22 protein-coding genes and 1 pseudogene are annotated in these 22233 nt (G+C 66.2%); 13 read left to right on the top strand and 10 right to left on the bottom strand.

Annotation, left to right across the window (positions count from 1 at the left end):
- Positions 1-169: 169 nt before the first annotated feature.
- Genes ACT86A_RS22295 through ACT86A_RS22285 form a run of 3 tightly spaced genes read right to left on the bottom strand, consistent with a single transcriptional unit; the run spans position 170 to position 2213 of the window.
- Positions 170-562, bottom strand: a complete 393-nt coding sequence (locus ACT86A_RS22295; protein ID WP_445094131.1) for a MaoC/PaaZ C-terminal domain-containing protein — start codon at positions 560-562, stop codon at positions 170-172.
- A complete protein-coding gene (locus ACT86A_RS22290; RefSeq protein ID WP_445094130.1) occupies positions 559-1014 on the bottom strand; it encodes a MaoC family dehydratase N-terminal domain-containing protein in 456 nt (151 codons plus the stop codon). The genes ACT86A_RS22295 and ACT86A_RS22290 overlap by 4 nt, the downstream gene beginning before the upstream one ends.
- Complete coding sequence (locus ACT86A_RS22285; protein ID WP_445094129.1) at positions 1014-2213, bottom strand: lipid-transfer protein; 1200 nt, start codon at positions 2211-2213, stop codon at positions 1014-1016. Before ACT86A_RS22285 ends, ACT86A_RS22290 begins: the two co-directional genes overlap by 1 nt.
- Positions 2214-2383: 170 nt before the next feature.
- On the opposite strand from ACT86A_RS22285, the gene ACT86A_RS22280 reads away from it, so the two are divergent.
- The 6 genes and pseudogenes from ACT86A_RS22280 to ACT86A_RS22255 all read left to right on the top strand — a co-directional run.
- Positions 2384-3208 carry an SDR family NAD(P)-dependent oxidoreductase gene (locus ACT86A_RS22280; RefSeq protein WP_445094128.1) on the top strand — a complete coding sequence of 275 codons (825 nt, stop codon included), beginning with the start codon at positions 2384-2386 and terminating at the stop codon, positions 3206-3208.
- Complete coding sequence (locus ACT86A_RS22275) at positions 3190-4062, top strand: enoyl-CoA hydratase-related protein (protein WP_445094127.1); 873 nt, start codon at positions 3190-3192, stop codon at positions 4060-4062. The genes ACT86A_RS22280 and ACT86A_RS22275 overlap by 19 nt, the downstream gene beginning before the upstream one ends.
- Positions 4063-4342: 280 nt before the next feature.
- A complete protein-coding gene (locus ACT86A_RS22270) occupies positions 4343-4465 on the top strand; it encodes a hypothetical protein (RefSeq protein ID WP_445094126.1) in 123 nt (40 codons plus the stop codon).
- Positions 4458-5600, top strand: a complete 1143-nt coding sequence (locus tag ACT86A_RS22265; RefSeq protein WP_445094125.1) for an acyl-CoA dehydrogenase family protein — start codon at positions 4458-4460, stop codon at positions 5598-5600. The genes ACT86A_RS22270 and ACT86A_RS22265 overlap by 8 nt, the downstream gene beginning before the upstream one ends.
- A complete protein-coding gene (locus ACT86A_RS22260) occupies positions 5597-6370 on the top strand; it encodes an SDR family NAD(P)-dependent oxidoreductase (RefSeq protein WP_445094124.1) in 774 nt (257 codons plus the stop codon). The genes ACT86A_RS22265 and ACT86A_RS22260 overlap by 4 nt, the downstream gene beginning before the upstream one ends.
- 87 nt (positions 6371-6457) lie before the next feature.
- Positions 6458-6796 (top strand): annotated as a pseudogene (locus ACT86A_RS22255) (SDR family NAD(P)-dependent oxidoreductase); the annotation flags it as partial.
- A gap of 38 nt (positions 6797-6834) precedes the next feature.
- Here the strand turns inward: ACT86A_RS22255 and ACT86A_RS22250 are convergent.
- Both ACT86A_RS22250 and ACT86A_RS22245 read right to left on the bottom strand, forming a co-directional pair.
- A complete protein-coding gene (locus ACT86A_RS22250) occupies positions 6835-7875 on the bottom strand; it encodes a porin PorA family protein (RefSeq protein WP_445094123.1) in 1041 nt (346 codons plus the stop codon).
- 489 nt (positions 7876-8364) lie between these two features.
- The gene (locus ACT86A_RS22245; protein ID WP_445094122.1) at positions 8365-8967 is read right to left on the bottom strand and encodes a TetR/AcrR family transcriptional regulator; all 603 of its coding nucleotides are present in this window, start codon (positions 8965-8967) and stop codon (positions 8365-8367) included.
- Between the two features lie 368 nt (positions 8968-9335).
- Between ACT86A_RS22245 and ACT86A_RS22240 the strand changes: the two genes are divergently transcribed.
- The 7 genes from ACT86A_RS22240 to ACT86A_RS22210 all read left to right on the top strand — a co-directional run bounded on the left by ACT86A_RS22240 (position 9336) and on the right by ACT86A_RS22210 (position 17031).
- On the top strand, positions 9336-10523 hold the full coding sequence (locus ACT86A_RS22240; protein WP_445094121.1) for an NAD(P)/FAD-dependent oxidoreductase: 1188 nt from the start codon (positions 9336-9338) through the stop codon (positions 10521-10523).
- A 147-nt stretch (positions 10524-10670) separates the two neighbouring features.
- Positions 10671-12314 (top strand): AMP-binding protein, encoded by a 1644-nt coding sequence (locus ACT86A_RS22235; RefSeq protein WP_445094120.1) that lies wholly within the window; start codon positions 10671-10673, stop codon positions 12312-12314.
- Positions 12311-13183 carry an enoyl-CoA hydratase/isomerase family protein gene (locus ACT86A_RS22230; protein ID WP_445094119.1) on the top strand — a complete coding sequence of 291 codons (873 nt, stop codon included), beginning with the start codon at positions 12311-12313 and terminating at the stop codon, positions 13181-13183. The genes ACT86A_RS22235 and ACT86A_RS22230 overlap by 4 nt, the downstream gene beginning before the upstream one ends.
- Positions 13184-13286: 103 nt before the next feature.
- Complete coding sequence (locus tag ACT86A_RS22225; RefSeq protein WP_445094118.1) at positions 13287-13484, top strand: ferredoxin; 198 nt, start codon at positions 13287-13289, stop codon at positions 13482-13484.
- Positions 13481-14692, top strand: a complete 1212-nt coding sequence (locus ACT86A_RS22220; protein WP_445094117.1) for a cytochrome P450 — start codon at positions 13481-13483, stop codon at positions 14690-14692. Before ACT86A_RS22225 ends, ACT86A_RS22220 begins: the two co-directional genes overlap by 4 nt.
- Before the next feature lie 31 nt (positions 14693-14723).
- Positions 14724-16145: an aldehyde dehydrogenase gene (locus ACT86A_RS22215; protein WP_445094116.1), complete on the top strand. Its 1422-nt coding sequence runs from the start codon at positions 14724-14726 to the stop codon at positions 16143-16145.
- 19 nt (positions 16146-16164) lie between these two features.
- Positions 16165-17031 (top strand): SDR family NAD(P)-dependent oxidoreductase, encoded by an 867-nt coding sequence (locus ACT86A_RS22210; RefSeq protein ID WP_445094115.1) that lies wholly within the window; start codon positions 16165-16167, stop codon positions 17029-17031.
- A gap of 290 nt (positions 17032-17321) precedes the next feature.
- Here ACT86A_RS22210 and ACT86A_RS22205 read toward each other — a convergent pair whose 3' ends face one another.
- From ACT86A_RS22205 to ACT86A_RS22185, 5 genes are read right to left on the bottom strand one after another with little or no spacing between them, the layout of a single operon-like run.
- Positions 17322-18650, bottom strand: a complete 1329-nt coding sequence (locus ACT86A_RS22205; RefSeq protein ID WP_445094114.1) for a phosphotransferase family protein — start codon at positions 18648-18650, stop codon at positions 17322-17324.
- A 39-nt stretch (positions 18651-18689) separates the two neighbouring features.
- Positions 18690-19511 carry an alpha/beta fold hydrolase gene (locus ACT86A_RS22200; protein WP_445094113.1) on the bottom strand — a complete coding sequence of 274 codons (822 nt, stop codon included), beginning with the start codon at positions 19509-19511 and terminating at the stop codon, positions 18690-18692.
- Positions 19505-20686, bottom strand: a complete 1182-nt coding sequence (locus ACT86A_RS22195) for a CaiB/BaiF CoA transferase family protein (protein WP_445094112.1) — start codon at positions 20684-20686, stop codon at positions 19505-19507. The genes ACT86A_RS22200 and ACT86A_RS22195 overlap by 7 nt, the downstream gene beginning before the upstream one ends.
- Positions 20683-21471, bottom strand: a complete 789-nt coding sequence (locus ACT86A_RS22190) for a crotonase/enoyl-CoA hydratase family protein (RefSeq protein WP_445094111.1) — start codon at positions 21469-21471, stop codon at positions 20683-20685. Before ACT86A_RS22190 ends, ACT86A_RS22195 begins: the two co-directional genes overlap by 4 nt.
- Positions 21468-22232: an SDR family NAD(P)-dependent oxidoreductase gene (locus tag ACT86A_RS22185; protein ID WP_445094110.1), complete on the bottom strand. Its 765-nt coding sequence runs from the start codon at positions 22230-22232 to the stop codon at positions 21468-21470. The genes ACT86A_RS22190 and ACT86A_RS22185 overlap by 4 nt, the downstream gene beginning before the upstream one ends.
- Position 22233: the final 1 nt, after the last annotated feature.

Raw genomic sequence — 22233 nt, 5'->3', positions numbered from 1 at the left:
CGAAAAGGCCGTGCCGGGTGCACTCGGCACCGGCCTCGTCGACACCGAGACACCCCGGCACCAGCGGACGCACGCCCTCGGTGAGCAGGGTCCATCCAGGCGGCGCTGCCGGGCAGGCCGCTGGCCAACACCGGGTGGCGGGGAGCCGCGCCCTGTGCAGTCGGTCGGATCACGCGGGGGAGAGCACTGCGTGCCCGCTCATGGTCCGGGTGCCATCGGATAGGACGGCGCTCAACCGCAGCACGACTGCCGCTTCGGTGCTCTCCTCGGGTACCACCTCTGCACTCAACCGGGGCTCGGCCAGGACGGGCGTGATCGCGGTGAACCGGGTGGACAGCTCGCGGAGCCGCGACTGCGGCACCGCGTCGGTGAGCAGCCGGCCCAGGTAGGCCATCGACAGCATGCCGTGGGCGAACACGTCGTCCAGGCCCGCGGCCTTTGCTGCGTCCAGATCGATGTGGATCGGGTTGTGGTCACCCGAGGCACCGGCGAACAGGGCCAGGGTGGTGCGGGTGATCGGACCCGGCTCGAGGTCCGGGATGGTGATGTCCGGCGTGCTCACGAGGCGATCCCTCCGTTCTTGACGACAGTGGTGGACTCCAGTTCGGCGACCTTGCTGCCGTCACGCAGCACCTCGCAGCGTCGGACGAGGAAGTCGAGGCTGCCGCCGGCCTTGGAGTACAGGTCCACGTACGACGGGGCGAAGACCACTGTGTCGCCAGCGTGCACCGGCTCGAAGTAGCGGAACGACTGCTCGCCGTGCAGCACCTGGCTCAGGTCCACGCCGTACTCACCGAGCACGTCGAAGACATCGGAGCGCTCGAGCTCCAAGCCGAACAGGAAGGTCGGCGGCGCGAGCAGGTCTGGGTGGCCGGCCGCGCGGGCGGCGTCCAGGTCGGAGTAGACCGGGTCCTTCTCGCCGATGGCCTTGGCGAACTGCTGAATCCGGCCGCGTTCCACGGTCACCTCGACCGTGGTGTCGGTGCGCTGAAGGATGGAGGCGTCGAGGGGCATCAGGAGATCTTTTCGTAGAGGGAGACCACGGCGGCGCCGCCGAGGCCGATGTTGTGCTGGAGCGCGAGCGTGGCGCCCTCCACCTGGCGGTCGCCGGCCTGGCCGCGCAACTGCCAGACCAGCTCGGCGCACTGCGCAAGACCGGTTGCACCCAGCGGGTGCCCCTTGGAGAGGAGGCCGCCGGACGGGTTGGTGACAACCCGCCCGCCGTAGGTGTTGTCGCCGGCGAGCACGAACTTTTCGGCCGTGCCCTCCGGGGTGAGGCCGAGACCCTCGTAGGTGATCAGCTCGTTGGTCGCGAAGCAGTCGTGCAGCTCCACCACAGGAATGTCCAGCGGATCGACACCCGAGTCCTCGTACACCTGACGGGCGGCCTCGCGGGTCATCTCGTATCCGACGACCTTCATCATGTCGTTGTCGTCGAACGTGCCCGCGACATCGGTGACCAGCGCCTGGCTGCGGAGCCTGATCGACGCGTCCAGCCCCTTGGAACGGGCGAACTCCTCGCTCATCACCACGGCTGCGGCGGCACCGTTGGTCGGTGGACAGCACATCAGCAGGGTGAGTGGGCCCCAGATCTGCTTGGAGCCCATCACTTTGTCCAGGTCGATGGGGTCGCGGAAGACGGCGAGCGGGTTTCGGGTGGCGTGGCTTCGTGCCTTGACCGACACCCGGCCGAAAGTCTCCGGGAGGATCCCGTACTTCTCCATGTAGGCGACGCCGGCCCCGCCGAAGGTCTTGGCGGCTACTGGTGCGGGCAGATCGCCGCCGGGCTGGGCGGTGGTGATCATCTCGCCACGGGTCGTGGGGCTGGGTCGGTCGTCCCAAACGTTGACCAGGGCGCCCGGGCGCATCTGCTCGAATCCCAGTGCCAGCACGCAGTCGGCCGTGCCCGACGCGACGGCCTGACGAGCGAGCCAAAGCGCAGTGGAGCCGGTGGAACAGTTGTTGTTCACGTTCACGATCGGGATGCCGGACAGGCCGACCCCGTACAGCGCAGCCTGCCCGCAGGTCGAGTCCCCGTAGACGTAGCCGACGTACGCCTGTTGGACGTCGGTGTAACTGATGCCCGCATCGGCCAGGGCCTGGCGTGCGGCGGTAGCGCCCATGACGTCGTAGTTCTCACTGGCGCCTGGCTTGGCGAAGGGCACCATGCCCACTCCGGTGATGGTGACGGTGCGCGTGTCGCGAGTGCTCATTGACGCTCTCCAGCGGTTGGCGGTGAAGTCAGTTGAAGTCTCTTCAAGTTAGCAGATGCAATATTAACATGAAATGGGTTATTTACGACTAAACACGCCTGTTGACTCAGTGACCTAACTGAAATTACCGTTCACGAATCGACCTTGGAACCCAATCGTGGAGGTGTCTTGTGAGTGGAAAGCTGAACCGGAGGGTCGCGCTCGTCTCGGGCTCGGGGCGGGGCATCGGCCGAGCTGTCGCGCAGAAGCTGGCCGCAGAAGGTGCGCGGGTTGTCGTGAACGACCTGGACGATGCATCGGCGAAGGAGGTGGTGGCCGCCATCGAGGCCGCGGGCGGTGAGGCGGTGGCCGTCGTCGGAAGTGTCACGGACCTGGACTTCGCCGACCGCTTCATCGGCACGGCCGTCGATACCTTCGGTGGCGTCGACATCATTGTGAACAACGCGGGCTACACGTGGGACAACGTCGTCCAGAAGATGACCGACCAGCAGTTCGACGACATTCTCGATGTGCACCTGCGTGCCCCGTTCCGGATCCTGCGCGCCGCGCAGCCAGTGATCAGTGCGGCCGTGAAGAAGGAGCGCGCCGAAGGTCTCGTGGTCCCTAACCGCAAGGTGGTCAACACGTCCTCGACTTCCGGCCTTTACGGAAACCCGGGGCAGGTCAACTACTCCACCGCCAAGGCAGGCCTGGTGGGCATGACCAAGACGCTCGCGAAGGAATGGGGTCGCTACAACGTGACCGTCAATGCGGTGGCCTATGGTGTGATCACCACCCGGTTGACCGCTGTCACCACCGAGGAACAGACCATCGACGTGGACGGGCGCACCATCAAGGTCGGCATCAATCCGGCCGTGCACGAGAGGGCGACCGCACAGATCGCACTGGGCCGGGCCGGCACGGTCGAGGAGGCGGCCGGCGCCGTTTATCTGCTCTGCGCCCCGGAGTCGAGCTACATCACCGGGCAGGTGCTGGTGTGCTCAGGCGGTCTGTGATGGGCGCCGAGGCGGGCGACCGGAAGTACGAGGAGATCGACTACCGGGTCGACGACGGGATGGCCGTGATCACTCTGGACGCGCCGGAACGACGCAATGCGTTGCGCAACCAAATGTTGCGAGATCTCGCCGACGCGCTCGACCGGGCCGATCGTGACCCGGAAGTGCGAGTGGTGCTGCTGACCGGTGCCGGCGCCTCGTTCTGCGTCGGCGCCGAATTGCACGGACCGGACACGCTGATCGCGGCGCTCGAGGAGGACACGCCAGGGCATACGCCGACGGGGTACCGCGAGCCGGGCGGCCGGGTCAGCGAGCGGCTGTTCGACATGAGCACCCCGGTGATCGCTGCAGTGAACGGGGACGCGGTCGGTGGCGGCGCCTCGATCATCGCGGCGTGTGACGTCAAGATCGTCAGCTCGACCGCCCGCTTCGGGTTCGTCTTCACCCGCCGCGGCGTGGTGCCCGAGAGCGCGTCCTCGTGGTACCTGCCGCGACTGGTCGGGCTTGCGACGGCCGCCGACTGGCTGCTGTCCGGTCGCATCTTCGGCGCCGACGAGGCGCTCACTGCGGGCCTGATCACCCGAGTCGTACCGCCGGAGGAGGTGCTGGAGCACGCCGTTGCCTACGCACACCAGTTCGTCACCGACACGTCACCCACGTCGGTGGCATTGGCGAAGCGGCTGCTCATGGACTCGTGGCGCCACGCCACGCCACGCCAGGCCTCCGAGGTCGAGTCCCGGGTGTACGCGAGCCGGTTGCGCTCGTCGGATGCACGTGAGGGAGTGTTGTCGTTCCTGGAGCGCCGACCGGCCACCTTCGGGCCCTTCGCACCAGGACCCGACGAACGCTTCTGAAGTTCCGTTCCGCAGCGTTCAGTGGACGGTGGCCTGGCGTCACCGTCCACCTGGCGTTTCCGGATCCGGGCCACCGAATGTAACTTGCAATTCTAGAGTATTTTCTTCGTTAGACCAGCGATAAGACAAATACGTTAATATTAATTCTTGTTTAAATATTGACAGTGTCGGGGTGGAGTTGGGACGCTTCAAGTCGCCGGGCCACCCGCCGGAGGCCCCTTGCGACCGACCTGATCCCGCCTGTCCCGGTTGCTCGGCTACCGGAGTGGAAAGAGGACCCATGCCCCACGAAGTGTTCATCGGCTTCGTCGCCCGAGCCCAGGAATTGGCCGCGCGGCACGGGGAGCGATTCACACCCCCGGCCTCGCTGGTGGCCCGTACCAAGGAGACCGTCGATGCGTAGGACCGTGTACCAGCCCTGGCACGAGGAGTTCCGCAGCGCCTTCCGGGCCTTCCTGGACCGCGAGGCCGTACCGCACGTAGCCTCGTGGGAGGCCGCTGGCACCCCGGACCGCGCCTTCGTGAAGGCAGCCGGACAAGCCGGGTTCCTGGGCTTCGAATTCGACCTCTCGCTGGGCGGACTGGGTATCGACGACTTCCGGTACAACGCGGTGATGACCGAGGAGGTCGTCGCCTCCGGGATGGCCGCCGACCTGTTCAGCATGCAGAACGACATCATCGTGCCGTACCTGCGCGACCTGGCCACCGACGAGCAGCGGGCCCGCTGGGTGCCCCGGTTCACCGCCGGTGAACTGGTGGTCTCCCTGGGCATGAGCGAACCGGGCGCCGGCTCCGACCTGGCCGCGATCACCACCACCGCGCGCCGCGAGGGCGACGAGTACGTGCTCAACGGCTCCAAGACATTCATCACCTCAGGTGCCACGTGCGATCTGGCCATCGTGCTGGCCCGTACCGGCGAGCGCGACGGCCGCGGCACCAGCCTGATCGCGGTCGAATACGGCACCACTGGTTTCAAACGCGGCAACCCGATGCACAAGATCGGCCGACGTGGCCAGGACACTGCCGAGCTCTTCTTCGACGAGTGCCGGGTGCCGGCGTCCAACCTGGTCGGCGAGGCGGGCCGCGGACTCTCCGGCGCGATCACCAACCTGCCCCGGGAGCGGCTCTCGATCGCGGTCTCCGCGGTCTCTTCCGCCCGGGTGGCATTCGACCTCGCCCTGGCGTATCTGACCGAGCGCATCGCGTTCGGTGGACCAATTGCCCAACTGCAGTCGGTCCGGATGACCCTGGCCGAGCTGCATACCGACATCGCCGTAATGCAGACGTACGTGGACCGCTGCGTGCTGGCGGTCGACGACGGCAGCCTGAGTGCTGAGGAGGCCGCAGGCTGCAAGTACAAGGCCACCGAGCTCCAATGGGGCGTGATAGACCGGGTTCTCCAGCTCTTCGGCGGCTACGGCTACATGGAGGAGTATCCGATTGCCAGGATGTGGCGGGACGCCCGGGTCCAGCGGATCTACGGCGGCGCCAACGAGGTGATGAAGGACCTCATCGGCCGACGGCTGGTGGGCGCATGAGCCCCCTGGCAGGCCGCACGGTGCTGGTTACCGGCGCGTCGCGCGGAGTCGGGCGAGGCATCGCGCTCCGTCTCGGCGCCGCCGGTGCCACCGTGGCGGTGAATTACCGACGCGCTGCGGACGCCGCGGCCGATGTTGTCGAGGAGATCCGGGCCGCCGGCGGTCATGCAGAAGCGTTCGCCGCCGAGATCGGTGCCCCCGGTGCCGGCGAGCAGCTGGCGGCCGCAATCCGGGACCGGCTCGGACCGATAGACGCACTGATCAGCAACGCCGGCTCCGCGAGCAAAGGAGCCACCGTGGCCCGCACCTCGACGGCGGACTTCACGGCCCAGCTTCAGGTGCACGCGCTGGGTCCGATCGCCCTGCTCCAGGCGCTACTGCCAGATCTGCGGGCCGCTGGACGAGGTGATGTGGTGATGATCTCCAGCAGCACCGTGCCGCTGACCCCAGCTCACGCCGCTCCCTACACGATGGCCAAGGCCGCGATGGAGACCTGCGTGCTGACCGTAGCACGCAAGGAACGCGAGCACGGGGTCCGTGCCAACATCGTGGCCCCCGGCCTGGTGATGACCGAGATGGGGCGCCGCCTGGTCCGGGCCTCGGCCGGCGCCGAGATCGAGGACCTCGACGCCGCCGCTCCGTTCGGCCGGGTCTGCCGACCCGACGACGTGGCCGGTGTGGTCGAGTTCCTGCTCTCCGACGGCTCCGGTTACGTGACGGGGCAGCGGATCAGTGTCGACGGCGGCGGTCGCGACGCCGGCATCTTCTGATCCCCGCATCCATCGAACACTCACCGAACATCCAGGAGGACACCGTGGCAGCAGGACGCTTCGATTCGAAGCTGGCTGTGGTCACCGGTGATCGGCTTGGGCACCGCTCTGCGCCTGGCCGAGGAATGCGCCGCCGTAGCGGTGCTCGACCTGGACGTCGAGGCCGCCACGACCGCTGCGAAGACCATTACCGCCGAAACCGGCTCTGCGTCGGTCGGTCTGGTCTGCGACGTCTCGGACGCAGAGTCGGTGGATGCGGCCATGGCCGCAGTGGTTGCCGACCTAGGCGGCCTGCACGTGCTGGTCAACAATGCCGGCGTGACCCGTGACAGCCTGCCACACAAGATGACAGAGGCCGACTGGGACATCGTGCTCGGTGTACACCTGCACGGTGCCTTCCTGATGACACGCGCCGCTCAATCCCACTTCGTGGCCGATCACCGTGTGCTGGCGCACCCCCACGGTCAGACAGAAGGCTTGCGGCGAAGGAAGCCGAATGTGAGGAGCCCGACACCGGCGACGGCTGCGACAAGAGGTAACCACAGGCCGAGCAGGGAGAGCAGGGTGGAGTTCTTGGACAAGGTGTCGGCGGATGCGGAGACTTCGGAATCGGCAGTATGTAATGAAACGATCGACAACGGGAGGGCCGGCAGATCGCGGCCACCAGTGGATACTGTGACGTACATGCCTTGGGTTTGATTGACCTGCAGCGGCGCACCGAACTCCGAGTCCACGGCCGCCTGGATCTGGTTGGTGCTACCGAATCCGATCGGTACCAGGTCGGGCAGTGTGGGCAGTGCCTCGGCGAGCGTCGCACGCGATTGCTCGGGGACGACGCCGACTTGCAGCAGGCCTGTCAGCAACGTCTTTGGCAACTGGGTCGGGAAGTCCTTGAACTGGGCCAGCACGATCGGGCTGGTGATCGGGCCCGCGGCGTCGATGCGGTAGTTGTAGACCTGCCTGCCCTGCAGCTCGGTCTCGTCGAGGTAGGTCGCGGGCTGGGCGGTACGGGTAACCGAGTCGTAGAGTGCAGTGCCGTTCTTGGGCGGGTCCATCGGCCAGCTGAAGGCCAGGCCGGAATGCGGTTCGAAGCTGGACTGTTTGTCCGTCGGAATCAGAGCGGTGCGCTGGTCATCGGAGATTTGGACAGGGGAATAGTCGATCCGGCTGACTGCGTAGGTGTGCACATCGTTCTGTGTCGAGGAATCGGGCAGGGTGATCACTGCCTTGCTGGTGACGATCGCCGTGTCGCCGTCGACCGCGTCCACTGTCAGCGAGCGATCAGCGGTGATCGGCAGCACGGGAGTCAGCAGGTTGGCCAGGTCCCCTGAAGCGAAGGATCGGGCGTTGAGCGCCTGCATCGTTCCCTCGTATTTTTGAGACTGGCTGAGGTCATCGGGCAGCTTGGTGATCGAAGGTAAGACCGCGAATCTGACGACCACGGCCCCGACGACCAGTAGTGTCCCCAGTAGCAACATCACCACAGCGGACTTTCGGACAGACATCGAGAACACTCCCTTGAATGCTGATGGTGCGCAACCGATCTGAAGGGCGCGCGAGTAGTTTTCCCTCGCCTCAGGTGAAAGTGAGTCGAACGCCCACGTGGAGGCAGTCGGCGGATGCGAGGATTGTATGTGACCTGTCACACGGTATCGGACCAAGGGAACCGTGTGGGTGATTCGGAAAATATTTTTGAGATTACTTATGTCTTTTAGATGGGACCTGTCGCCGTACCCGTCGACGCCGGTCTGCGCCGGGAAGCGGCGACGGCACGAGTGAGGCGGCAGTCATCGGGCGAGAATTCTCGCCGTCCGGATGGCAGTGCGGTGGCATCACAACTCATCGCAGGAGCGGGAGATGCTCGCTGTTCTACCGGCGAGGAAGCGATCGTCGGCAGGTGACCCGTCGGCGAGCCGATGGCACCTACCGAATACGGGGTCGGCAAAGATGCCCGAGCGTCAAGTGTGGCAGTAGAGGTGTCGGCGCGTTCGTCCTCAGCCGAGGTTCTGGTTGCGGCGGATGAGGCGGATGGCTTCGTCAGCGATCTGATCGGGAGTGGTGTCCAGGGCCGGGTTGTACCATCGACTGACCCATATGACCATGCCGAGCAGGAGGCGGGTGGTGACTTTCGGATCACCCGGCTCGAGGACCCCGGCGTCCATTGCTTGGCGTACCGCTTTCGCCCATACCGCCTCGTATTTGCGGGACCACTTGCGCCACCGCGCGTACGCGTCAGGGGGGAGCCCGGCCCCGCCGAAGAACACCGAAAGGTAGCTGCGCATGCGGATGGCGGCATGGACCTGCACCCGGATAAGCCCGAACAGCGCCTCGCTGGGATCCTTCGTGGAGGACAGCACGTCCGATGCGGTCCGGTAGAGGTCGTCGGTACTGCGTTCGAACAGAAGTCCGAGAAGGCCTTCCTTGGTGGACACCGCGCGATACAGCGTTGCGCGGGATACGGAAAGTTCTTCGGCGACGGCCTCGATGGAGACCGCGTCGTATCCCTCCTCGTTGAACAGTAACGCCGCTGCGTCGGCCACCGCGCTCAGATCGATCTGTTTGCGGGGACGCCCTCGACCCCGCGACTCGACCTTCACTGCTTCGATCGTTCCTGCTGCTGAAGCATCGCCGTCCTCGTCCCGCACGCTGTCCCTCTTCGTCCGACTAGTGGTCAACGATTACATCCAATCCGTCTCAGAATACCCAGCCCGGCACAGACTGATCACCGACGCTCGACGTCCAATGCCGAAGACTGCCGACTCTCGGGTCGCAGTTCGCCCCATCCGTCGCTGTGGCACCGGGTGTGCACTTTGGGCGCCCGGTCCTCGGGGGTGTTGACACCGGATCAACGCTACGAGGAATATTAAGACGATACGTGTCAAAACTATTTCTCCGTGTGTTCGGTGCGTCGTTCGCCGAGGGTGTCGCGCGCGATCGCGGAGGCCGGACAAATCGGAGATAAGTCATGCTTCCACGTGATGTGGTCATCGTCGGCGCAGGTCTCGGCGGTTTTCGGTGCGCTCAGTCACTGCGGAGGGGAGGTTTCCCCGGAACGATCACGGTGATCGGAGACGAACTTCATCGGCCCTACGACCGTCCGCCGTTGTCCAAGCAGTTGCTTGGTGGCAGTTACTCCGCCGAGCAGTGCATGCTCGCCGGCGAGATCGAAGACGTGCAGTGGCGCCTGGGGGTGGCAGCGCGCGGACTGGATGCAGGGGCGCGGACCGTTGCTCTCACGGATGGGTCAACGCTCGATTGCGAGTCATTGGTCGTGGCGACCGGCAGGCGTTCGCGCGGCTGGCGCGGTGCCGTGCCCAGCCGCGGAGTGCACACCATTCGCTCCCTCGACGACGTGGCCGATCTGCGCCGCGATCTCGTAGAAGCAAAGCGGGTCGTGGTGATCGGGGCCGGGTTCATCGGCTGCGAGGCCGCCGCGACGCTGCGCGGGGCCGACATCGCGGTCGACGTGGTGGATGTCGCCTCGGCGCCGATGACGGTGCTCGGCCCGCAAGCCGCGGCGTACGCTCGCGCAGCTCACGAGGAACATGGCGTCCGCTTCTTCCTGGAGCGGGGCGTGGACAGGATCGTGGGAGACGAACGCGTGCGCGCCGTCGAACTCGATGACGGTACGCGGTTGCCCGCCGACGTGGTCCTGGTGGCGATCGGATCGATCGCCAACACCGAATGGCTCGAGGGTTCCGGTCTGATGTTGCGTGGCGGCACGCTGGTATGCGACGACACCGGCGCGGTGTTGAACTCCGCCGGCGATCCGATCGACTCTGTGTTCGCGGTAGGCGACGTCGCGTCCTGGCCGCATCCGCACGCGCAGGACGCGGCATGTATCGAACACTGGTCCAACGCCCGAGACATGGCCGACGTCGTCGCGGGCAACCTCCTCCGTCCGCGAGGAGTGTCTCGGGCGGCGATCCGGTCGGTGCCCTCGTTCTGGTCGGATCAATACGACCTCAAGATCAAGTCCGTCGGCCTGCTGCGGGCGGCCGATGAATTCACGGTCATCGAGGATCGACCCTCCAAACGGGCGATCCTGATCGAAGGGCGTCGCCGGGGCACTCCGATCGCCGCGATCGCGTTCAACATGAACCGCGCGATCGTGCGATACCAGCGCGAGCTGGCGGCGGAAGTGAGCGTTTGAGCCCGATGCTCGATAGTTGCTACGGCGAGGAAAGGTTGATCGGTAACTTCGTCTTTACATGCCGAATTATTTTTGAGACGATGAGTGCCAGAAAGCAGTGTGGCTTAGGTCACCGTTATCGAAAGGGTCAGCGTAAAGGTGATGTCGATGACTTCACAGACCCCTCTTGTCGTTCGCGAATGGCAGCCGGACACCGTGGTTGCCGCCCTCGAGCGGGCCGCGACGTCGATGCCGGATCGGGTGTATCTCGACTTCGATGGGCAGACGACGACGTTCGCGCAAGCCGAACAACTGTCGAACCTGATGGCCAACGATCTCGCGGCGCAGTGGGGGATAACCTCGGGTGACACCGTCGTCACGGTGTTGGACAACTCCGCGGACCTGTTGATCGCGTGGTTCGCGATCAACAAACTCGGGGCCATCTGGGTACCTCTGAACACCTCCTACCGCGGGGGCTTCCTCCAGCACCAGGTCAACGACAGCACGGCGCGGCTGGCTATCGTGGACGCGCAGTACCTGGGCAATCTCACCGCACTCGACGAGGAACTGATCTCTCTGCGGACGGTACTCGTCCGTGGCGACACCGGAACAGGGCATGAAAGCTCGTTGCGTGTGGCCTCGCTGGACGATCATCGCGGAGCGAATCCGGCTCGGCCCGAGGCCGCTGCCGCGGTCCGTCCCGGTGATCTGTCGATGCTGTGCTACACCTCCGGGACCACCGGCCCTTCCAAGGGCTGCATGATCAGTCACAACTTCATCCTGCACGTCGGTCACCAGACCAACCTGGCCATTCCGCCGGCCGCCGACGAGGTCAAGTACACCTGCTTGCCGCTGTTCCATACCAGCGCCCTCGCCGAGGTGACCAGTGCACTGCTGTCCGGCTGCCGGATCGCGATCTATCCGCGATTCTCGGTCTCGAAATTCTGGTCGCAGGTAGAGCGCTCCGGTGCGACGAGTGCCTTGCTGTTCTCCACGATCTTTCCGCTGCTCGCCGCGCAGCCGGAGACGGAGGAGGAGAAGCGGTGCCGCGGCCAACTGCGCAGTGTGACCGGCACGAAGCTGCCGACGGAACTGCAGAGGGTGTGGACCGAGCGATTCGGGGTTGGGTTTCTCAACTCCTTCGCCTACGGCCAGACCGAAGGAAGCCGCTTGGCCACCGCGCGCATCGATCAGCCGCTTCCACCCGCGGACTCCAACGGCCGCATCGAATCCCAGGCTTTCGACGTGGCGATTCTCGATGACGAGGACAACCCCCTCCAAGACGGCGAGGTCGGTGAGATCGCCTACCGCCCGAAGATGGCGCACGTGATGTTCGAGGGCTACTGGAACCGGCCCGACGCGACGGTCGAGGCGTGGCGGAATCTGTGGATGCACACCGGCGACCTCGGCTATGTGCGCGACGGGTGCCTGTATTTCGTCGACCGCAAACAGGACTACCTGCGAAACAAGGGCGAGAACATCTCCTCGTTCGAGGTCGAATCGGTCTTCGCGCGCCATCCGGAATTGGCCGAGGTCGCCGTCCACGCGGTGGACGTCGGGATCACGGAGGACAGCATCAAACTCACCGCCGTTCGCGCATCGGGATCGGTGTGCACCGAACGCCAGATCTGGGAGTGGGCGCAGCAGAATCTGCCCTATTTCGCGGTGCCGCGCTACATCGAGTTCCGCGCGGAATTGGAACGAACCATCAACGGAAAACTGCAGAAGAACAAACTTCGCGGGATCGGCGTCACCGAGTCGACATGGGACGCTCGCGCGCATGGACTGGAGTCACGGAGGCCTCGACGATGAGCGAAACCGACCACGACAGGGACGTCAAACGCACCTACGCGCGCGATTCGGTCGTGCTGACCCTCGACCGTCCTGATCGGCACAACGCGATCGGCGGGGAACTGCTCGCGCTGCTGTTGGAATACGCCGAACATGCCGACGGCGACGGGGCGACGCGCTCGATCATCACCACCGGCGCGGGACGGGTCTATTGCGCGGGCGGTGATCTGCAATCACTGCGTCGCGGTGGCGAGGGATCGGTCATCGACCTCGGCGAACTCGGCACCGAGGCACTCGGCGGACGAACCGGCATCGACCGGTCCTCGGGCGGTCAGATCCGCGACGATCATCTCGGTGTCGGACGCTGGGCACTCAGGTTCAGCTCCATCGGTGTGCCCACGATCGCGGCGATCAACGGCGCCGCCGCCGGCGGCGGGTTCGCCGTGGCGATGTTGCACGACATCCGCATCATGGCCTCCACCGCCAAATTCGCTCCGAATTTCCAACGTATCGGTGTCGCACCCGAATTCGGGCTCACCTGGGTGCTCCCACGCATCGTCGGAGCCACCCGCGCCTACGAGATCCTGACCAGGACAACGAGTATCGGCGCCGAGGAGGCGCTGGAACTGGGACTGGTACAGCAAGTGGTGGAGCCGCAGGAACTGATGGAAGCCGCGCACACCCGCGCCGAAGCCCTGCACGGAGGCGCCGATCAGACCCTGCGCGCGGTCAAGCGCCTCCTGCTCGCGTCTTCGTCGAGTTCCTTCGCCGATCAGCTCGAACGCGAGTGGGCGGCACAGAACAAGCTGTTCCTCGCGCCGAGCACCCAGCGTCTGCTCGATCAGCTCGCGGGCCAGATCGGCGGCAAGGAAACCAAGACCGGGGCCTAGCACGGTGCCGGCACCGATCACCCCCGCCGGCGGCAGCGCGCCACGCCCCCACCCGGCCACGCCCGGTGTGCACAGTGCGCATCGAACACCCAAGGAAGAAATGATGAAAGTAATTGTCGACCTGGACAAGTGCGAGGACCACGGCCAGTGCGTCCTGGCCGCGCCGGAGGTCTTCGACTTCGACGACGAGGACACCCTCGTCTGGGACCAGGCGCCAGGGGAGGCCCAGCGCGCCCACGTCGAACACGCCGCCAACATCTGCCCCGTACTGGCCATCCGGATCGAAAGCGAGTCCCAATGAGCACCATCCACACCATCGAGGTGAGCGATCTCGTCGATCCGCGGGCGTGGATCGACGGAGTGCCGCACGGTACGTTCGCCGATCTGCGGGCCAACGCTCCCATTTCCTGGCACGAGCCGCAGACCGGCGGGTACTGGGCGCTGACCAAGCACCGCGACATCGCCCAGATCTCGCAGGACTACGCGCGATTCACCGTCGAACGCGGTGACCTCTATCCGCCGCCGCCGCCGGAAACCCTGGAGGCGCAGCGCAACATGCTCACCGTCACCGATCCGCCCCAGCACACGCGGCTGCGGAAACTGGTGTCGAAAAGCTTCACCCCGCGGGTGGTGAAGCGATTCGACGGGTGGATCAGGGAGGTCGTACGCGACGTGCTGAACGAAGTGCAGGACAAGGACGAGTTCGATTTCGCTCAGGACGTCGCGATCAGGATTCCCGGATTGGTCATCGCCGCGATCCTGGGCGTCGACGATCAGGCCGGCCGGGAAGCCATCCTCTCCTCCGCCATCGATGTCTTCTCGATGGACGCCGAAGACGGCATGCAACGCCACTACCGTGGCTTGCAATCGTTGGCCGCGTTCGTGTTCGAACGGCGTGAGGTCAAGCGCCGCGAGCCCGGTGACGATCTGATGTCGGCGCTCAACACCGCCACCGACGACCACGGTGTGCTGCTCACCGACGAGGAGTACATGAAGTTCGTCTCCGTCATCACCTTGGCCGGCTTCGAGACGACCGGCACGCTGATGTCGCAGGCCATGCGGATGATGGTCGAGGACCCCACCGTCGCCCAGAGCGTGCACACCGCGATCGGAGCCGGACAGACAAGGCTCGCGGTCGAAGAGTTCCTGCGCATGGTCACTCCGATCAACTACACCGCGCGCACCGCGCTCGAAGACGTCGAAGTCGGTGGACAGCTCATCCGCGAAGGCCAGACCGTACTGCAGTGGTTCACCTCCGCCAATCGTGACGAGGACGTGTTCCACGATCCCGATCGCTACCTCGTGGATCGAAGCCCCAACCCGCACATGGCGTTCGGCGGCGGCGGTGTGCACCACTGTCTCGGCAACCACATCGCTCGGCTGGAAACGCAGATCCTGTTCGAGGAACTGCACGAGCGGAACGTGAGTTTGAAACTCGCCGGTGATCCGGTACGTCCGGCCAGCCTTTTCACCAATCAGTTGTCGTCCCTGCCCGTCGGTCGAGCATGACCGCGCCGGGTGTGAACACCAGGAGAGTCCGTTGAGCAGAACCACCCAGAACTTCATCGGTGGTGAATCGGTCGCCGCCACCGGCACCGGGGTGATCGAGGTGGTCAATCCAGCCACCGAACAGGTCATCGGCACCATTTCCGACAGCAATGCCGCCGACGTCGACGCGGCCGCGCGCGCCGCTCACGACGCATTGCCCGGCTGGGCCGCCACCACTGCGCAACGCCGCGGCGAGCTGATCGACGCGCTCGCCGACGCCTTGGAGCGCCGCGGCGAGGCGATCACCGCGTTGGTGACCGAACAGAACGGCACGCCGATCTCGTTCTCCAAGTACGCCAGCGACATCGTCCCGGTCTCGGCCTACCGGTATTTCGCCGGACTGGCCCGTGAATTCGAAGCCGAAGTCGGCTACCCGTCGGCCGACGGCACCACCACTCTGGTCCGCCGCGAGCCGATCGGCGTCGCGGCGCTCATCGTCCCGTGGAACGGACCGCTGGCGTTGCTGAGCTGGAAGCTGGGCCCGGCGTTGGCGGCGGGCTGCACGGTGGTGATCAAACCGGCGCCGGAGACCTCCCTGGACATGGTCTACCTCGCCGAGGCCGTCACCGAGGCAGGAATCCCGCCCGGGGTCGTCAACATCGTGACCGGCGGACAGGAAACCGGCGCAGCGCTCGTGGCGCATCCGCTGGTCCGCAAGATCGCGTTCACCGGCTCCACGGCAGCGGGCAGGGCGATCGGACGAGTCGCGGGCGAGGCGTTCAAGTCCGTCACACTCGAGCTCGGCGGCAAGTCCGCGGCGATCCTGCTCGAAGACGCCGATATCGAGGCGTTCACCGCCAATCTGCTGTCGTTCATCCTGCCGATCTCCGGGCAGGTCTGCTATTCCCAGACTCGTATCCTCGCCGCGCGGTCCCGCTACGAAGAGGTGATCGCGGCCCTGTCCAAGGCCATCGACCAGTATTCGGTCGGTGACCCGTTCGACCCGAACACCGCTTTCGGCCCGGTCTCGAGCGTGCGCCAGTACGAGAAGGTGACAAGCTACCTGCGTCGCGGCATCGAAGAAGGCGCGGTCGTCGCGCACGGCGGACTCGTCGAGAAGGCCACCGGCTACTACGTGCAGCCGACCGTCTTCCGGGACGTGGACAACTCGATGTCCATCGCCAGGGAAGAGATCTTCGGCCCGGTGCTGGTCGTGATCCCGTTCGACACCGAGGACGAGGCGGTCACGATCGCCAACGATTCCGACTACGGCCTGGCGGGAAGCGTGTTCACTGCCGACGCCGAACGCGGGCTGGCACTGGCTCGCCGAGTGGAGACCGGCACGATCGGCGTCAACCGGTACAACGTCGTGCACGATGCCCCCTTCGGCGGTGTCAAAGGCAGCGGTGTGGGACGCGAGCTCGGGCCCGACAGCCTCGATGCCTACGTCACCGTCAAGTCGATCTTCGTCTGAGCTGAGAGGAAAACAGAAGATGGGTACCAGAGACCTCGAAGGCAAAGTCGCGGTCGTCACGGGCGGAACCAGCGGCATCGGCCTGCGTTCGGTCGAACTGTTCGTCGAACGCGGGGCCCAGGTCGTCGTGGGCGATATCGCCGCGGACGCGGGCAAGCTCCTCGAGGAGCGGTTCGACGGGAAGGTCGGTTTCCAAACGACCGATGTGACCGATCCGGAGGCGATCGAGTCGCTGGTCGCGTTGGCCACGACCCGGTACGGCAAGCTCGATGTGATGTTCAACAACGCGGGCGCGGTCGGTGACCCCAGCACGATCGCCGAGCTGACCGCCGACGGATTCGACGGGGTCGTGGCGCTGTTGGCCCGTTCGGTGTTCCTGGGACACAAGTTCGCGATCCGTACCTTCCTCGCACAGGGCACGCCCGGGACGATCGTGTCCACGGCCAGCGTCGCGGGCTTGGAAGGAGGCTGGCTGCCGGTCGGTTACGCGGCGTCCAAGGCCGCGGTCATGAGCATCGTGCGGCAGACGGTCGCCGAATACGGCGCCCAAGGCATCCGATCCAACGCCATCGCCCCCGGGGTGATCCTGACCCCATTCGTCTCCGCGGCCCTGGGTGTGCCCGGCGACTACGCCGACGATTTCACCCGCTACGTCGAAGACGAGAAGGTCTTCGCGACGCTGGGACGGCCGGGTCTGCCAGAGGACGTGGCCGAAGTCGCCGCGTTCTTGGCCAGTGACGCTTCGCGGTTCGTCAACGGGGTCTCACTCCCCGTAGACGGTGGCGCCACCGCGATCACCCACAACCAGTTCGGTCCCGCGCTCTACGCGGCCGCGCAGCGGTTCGTCGAGTCGAAGTCCGGCGCAACGGAAACCACGACTGCCTGAGCAGGAGACGGTCAACGGATCCAGGTCTCACGACCTGGATCCGTTTGACGTTTCCGCGGCCGACTGGCAGTGGCTCCGCAGAGGTCGCCGGAATCACGGTCACGGCGATGCCAGCGCCATCAAGGTCGGAAGCACTTTGATGACGGCGGTCCGAAGCGCGGCCGAACTCGAACTGTAGTCGCTGCGCCGGTGCGCCGAAATGCACTGAGCCGCAGCCGACGAGTCGATTGCGGCCGTCTCGACACACCGCGGCGAAGGGTTCGTCTCGTCCTGATCGGCGTTCTTCTGGTTCAGTCGAAGGGGCCGAACGCGGCTTCCAGACCGGCCGCCAAGAAGCGCGGTCCGTGTACGTATCCCGCGACCGCGGCCGCATAGCGGTTACCCGCGTCGAAGTTCTGCGCCATCCACAGGCAGCCGATATGCCGCCAAACGTGTTGCCATACCTCGAAGAAGCGCAAGGAATCCGGGTTAGGCGTGGCGCCGCCCGCGGCATGGTAGGCGTCGAGGAACTCCTCCCACGGCAGCACCGGGGTGATCGAGGGGCGCAGGTAGGCCAGTTCCTCGGCGGGATCCCCGAGGTGTGACGCCTCCCAGTCCAGGACGGCGCTGACGTGGTTGTCGTGGACGAGGATGTTGGAGAACGCGGCGTCGCCGTGGATCAGTGCCTGTCGGGGTGTCGGGAGCGGGAGGTGCTCCCGCAGCCAGCAGAACAGGGCTTCCAGTTCGGCCGAGGGGGCGATGTTTCGTTTGGCGAGGGTGTTCTCCTGCCAGTCGAGCATCGTCTGCAGATCCTCGGGGGTGGCGCGCGGGGAGATCGGCGGGTGCAGGTCGGCGACCGGCAGAGCGTGCAGTCGAGCGTAGATGGTGGCGACCTGCTCACAGATCTGGCGTGTCACACCCGCCGGCCCCCAGACGTCGCCAAGGTTCTCTCCGAGTGCTTTTCGGGTGACGAAGAACGGCCCGCCGAGCGGGTTGTGTTCCGGCTCGATCCACAGTGGTTCGGGTACGGGCAGGCCGGCGGCGAAAGTTGTTCGCACGATATCGAATTCGGGAGCCAAGGCGCGAGCGGAGCGGCCGAGGGGGATCTGGCGGATGACGAACTCGGTGGGGCGGCCCGCGAGGGTGGCTCCGATCAGCAGGGTTCTTTTGGAGAAGCCGCCGTGTACGGTGCGCACCTGGTGGGCCTCGTCGTGTTCACCGCCGGGGCGGGTTCGCAGGTATTCGGTGATCAGTTCGGGCGTGGGCTCGGACTCGGTGGGATTGTCCTCGGCACGTTCACCGAGGGTGGCGCCGTCGTGGGCGGTGCGCGCCAGGCTCAGCAGACGCAGCGTTCGACGCAGCTGCGGGTGGGAGCTGCCGGCTGCGCCGGTGGTGAGAAGGGCACGCACCTCGGTTTCCAGACGCGCGATCGACTCCGCATCCGCTGCTGCCGACTGCTGGACCCACTGTAGGAGTGCACGCGCGTGCGACAGTCTCGTCGCCGCTTCGCGGTCCGGGGTCACCGAGCCCGTCTCGGCGAGTTCGTGCGCGATCGCGGTGAGCAACCGGTGGTGCAGATCCCGGTCGAGCGGCGCCGTCGCGGCGACGCCCGAAGGTGTCGACGTGTCGGTGGCGGACATGTGTTCCTCCTCGAGGGGTTCTGGTTGTGCGAAATGCCGTCATCGCGCGCCGGGGAGCGCGATGCCGAGAGTGTCGTGTAGGAGTCGGTCGAGTTCTGCCGGATTCTCGAACATCGGGTAGTGGCCGCAGTCGGGTATCTCGTGGAGTTCGGCGTCGGGCAACTGCTCGACCAGCCATCGGGCGCCGGCGATGGGGTGCACGCGGTCGTGGCTACCGGTGATGATCCGGACCGGTAGCGACAGGGAATCGGCGGCGGCGATCAGGTCGATGTCGAACATGGTGTGGTAGGTCTCGATCGCTGCCCACGGCGGCATCCGCAGGAATATCCCGGTAAGGAAGTCCAGGACCGCGGAGGCCGGGGGGTGAGCGAACCCATGGGCGATCGTATCGCGCCGTACGAGCGGACGATTGCCGTGTTCGCCCGCCCGTAGTGCGGGTTCGAGTCGTTCGCGGCTGCCGCCGAAGGGGAACCGGTCGTCGCGGCAAGCGCGGACGCCGTTGCTGCCGATGAGCACGAGTCGTGTGACCCGTTCGGGATATCGGCGCGCGATCTCGAAACCGACCTGTCCGCCGAACGACCAACCGATCAGGTCGAAGGAATCCGCCGCCAGTTGATCGACGACATCGATGACATCGTCGACGAACTGCTCGAGGCGATACCCGTTGAGCGGTTTGTCCGACTCTCCGGTGCCGCGCAGGTCGATGCACAGTGTGCGATGTGTCGCGGCGAGCGCGGCGACTTGGCCGTCCCAGACCGTGTGATCGAGTCCGAAGCCGGCCAGCATCACGATAGCGGGCCCGGTTCCGAGGTCCTGCACGGCGATACGCACGCCGGAAGCGGTCGTGACATGACTCAGCATGGCGATGCCTGGTACTGATGCGCGACCTCGGATCGCAGCAGCGCCTCGATCTCCGGGCCGGTGAATCCGAATTGTTCGAGGACTTCGGTGGTGTGGGTGCCGGAGGGCACCGGCGCGCTGCGGACACGGGAGGGGGTGGCGGCGAATCGGGGAGCGGGGGCGGGTTGGCGCACCCCGGCGATTTCGATGAAGTTGTCACGAGCGCGGAGATGGGGGTGGTCCGGGGCCTCGTCGAGGCTGAGCACGGGAGCCACGCAAGCATCCGAGTCTGCGAAGATGGCCTGCCATTGTTCGCGAGTTTTGGAGGCGAAGATGGTGCGCCACTCCTCGCGCAGCGCGGCCCAGCCCGATTCGTCGTCGCGGGAGGAGGAAGTGACGGTGCTGCCGATGCGTCGGGCGAATTCGTCGAAGAACTGCGGTTCGAGCGGGCCCACGGCGAGGTGTCCTCCGTCGGCGGTTGCGTAGACGTCGTACCACGGCCTGCCGGAATCGAGCAGGTTCACACCGCGCTCATCGCGCCAGAGCCCCGCGGCCCGCATGCCGTGCAGTGCCGCCGACAACGCGAGCGCACCGTCGAGGATCGCCGCGTCGACCACTTGCCCGCGCCCGGTGCTGCGGGCGCTGATATGAGCGGCGAGAACCCCGATCACCAGGAACGCGCCGCCACCGCCGTAGTCGCCGAGCAGGTTGACCGGCAGCACAGGCGGCCCGCCCGCTCTGCCGATGGCGTGTAGGGCGCCGCTGAGCGCGAGATAGGTGGCATCGTGCCCAGCGGTCTGGGCCAGTGGCCCGTCCTGTCCCCATCCTGTCATCCGTCCGTAGACCAAGCGGGGGTTGCGGTGTAAGCAGTCCTCGGGGCCGACGCCGAGCCGTTCGGTCACTCCCGGGCGGTTGCCTTCCAGAAGGATGTCGGCGCGTTCGATGATCCGCAGTGCGCTCTCGCGGCCTTGCTCGGTACGCAGATCGAGCACGATCGACTTACGCCCGCGACGGGTGATGTCGAAGCGTGCGGGCACGTAGTTGCCGCGGTAGGCGGGGCGGTCGATGCGGATCACCTCGGCGCCCATGTCGGCCAACATCATCGCCGCCCAGGGGCCGGGGCCGATGGAAGCGAGTTCGACAACGACGGTGCCGTGCAGCGGTCCGTGGCCGGTCGCGGAATCGGGGTCGGTCATCGACCCTGCCAAACCGGTACGCGTTTCTGCACGAACGCTTGGGCGCCCTCGGCCGCGTCCTGTGAGGCGCGCACCGCGTCGGCGATCGGACGTTGCCGAGTGAAGGACTCGCCGCTCGCCCAGTCCGGGGAGCTGTCGGCGATCTGCTTGACTGCCCGCAGCGCGAGCGGGGCGTTCGCGGCGATCCGCTCGGCCCAAGCCAGTGCGCCGGCCAGCGCCGCGCCGTCGGCGACGACCTCGTTGACCAGTCCGAGTTCGGCCGCGCGATCCGCGGAAATGGGATCGCCGGTGAACAGGATGCCCAGGGCCACTGCCCGAGAGACCCGCTGTGGCAGTCGCAGGACCCCACCCGCGGAGGCGACGAGTCCGCGTTTGACCTCCGGTAGCCCGAACTGCGCGCTCGACCCCGCGACGACGAGATCGCAGGCGAGGGCGATTTCGAATCCGCCGCCGAGTGCCTTGCCTTCCACTGCGGCGATCATCGGTTTGACCGAGGGACGCTCGACCAAGCCGAAGCCGCCGCGAGTGGTACCGATCGGGCGTTCACCGGATTCGTTGAATGCCTTGAGATCCATACCGGCGCTGAAGATGCCGCCGGCACCGGTGACGACGCAGACTCGTATGTCGTCTCGGCTGTCGACCTCGTCCAAGGCCTGCTCGATCGCCATCGCTGTCGTCCTGTCCACGGCGTTGCGCACGTGCGGTCGGTCGATGGTGATGGTCGCGACGGCATCGGTGACCGACAGTCGGACCGGTGTGGATTCCGAGGCTTCGGTGCCGGTCATCGCGGCGCCATCCGAATGGCGCCGTCGAGGCGGATGGTTTCGCCGTTGAGCATCGGGTTGTCCACGATCGACAACGCGAGGCGGGCGAATTCCTCGGGGTGCCCGAGACGGCTGGGATGCGGGACCGTCGCGGCCAGCGAGGAGCGGACCTCCTCGGAGAGTCGGGCCAGGATGGGGGTGTCGAAGGTGCCGGGCGCGATGGTGCACACCCGAATCAGTTTGCTGGCCAGATCACGGGCCGCGACGATGGTCATCCCGACAATGCCTGCCTTGGCCGAGGCGTAGGGAACCTGGCCGATCTGGCCTTCGAATGCCGCGACCGACGCGGTGAGCACCGCGACGCCGCGTTCCCCGTCAATCGGTTCGTTGGCGGCCATTCGTGCCGCGGCCAAGCGCAGGACATTGAAGGTGCCGATGAGGTTGATGGTGACGACCTCGGTGTACAGATCCAGCGATCCGGGCTCGCCGTCGCGCCCGACCAGTCGTAACGCACCGCCACGTCCGGCGCAGTGCACCAGAACACGCAGCGGCGCCTGGGCTTGCGCGGTGTCCAGTGCGCGGCCGACCGCGTCCGGGTCGCGGACATCGGCTGGGGCGAAGGTGACGTTTTCGCCGAGTTCCTTGGCCACGAGGGCACCGTTGGATGTCTCCAGGTCGACGATCACCACGTGCGCTCCGCGCCGTACCAGGTCTTCGGCAGTCGCTCGCCCCAAGCCGGACGCGCCGCCGGTGACTACCGCTGAAACACCTTGCAAGTTCATG

This window comes from Nocardia glycosmidis (genome assembly GCF_052545115.1).
The sequence above is the reverse complement of the archived record's forward strand: the minus strand, read 5'-3'. Positions and strand labels throughout refer to the sequence as shown.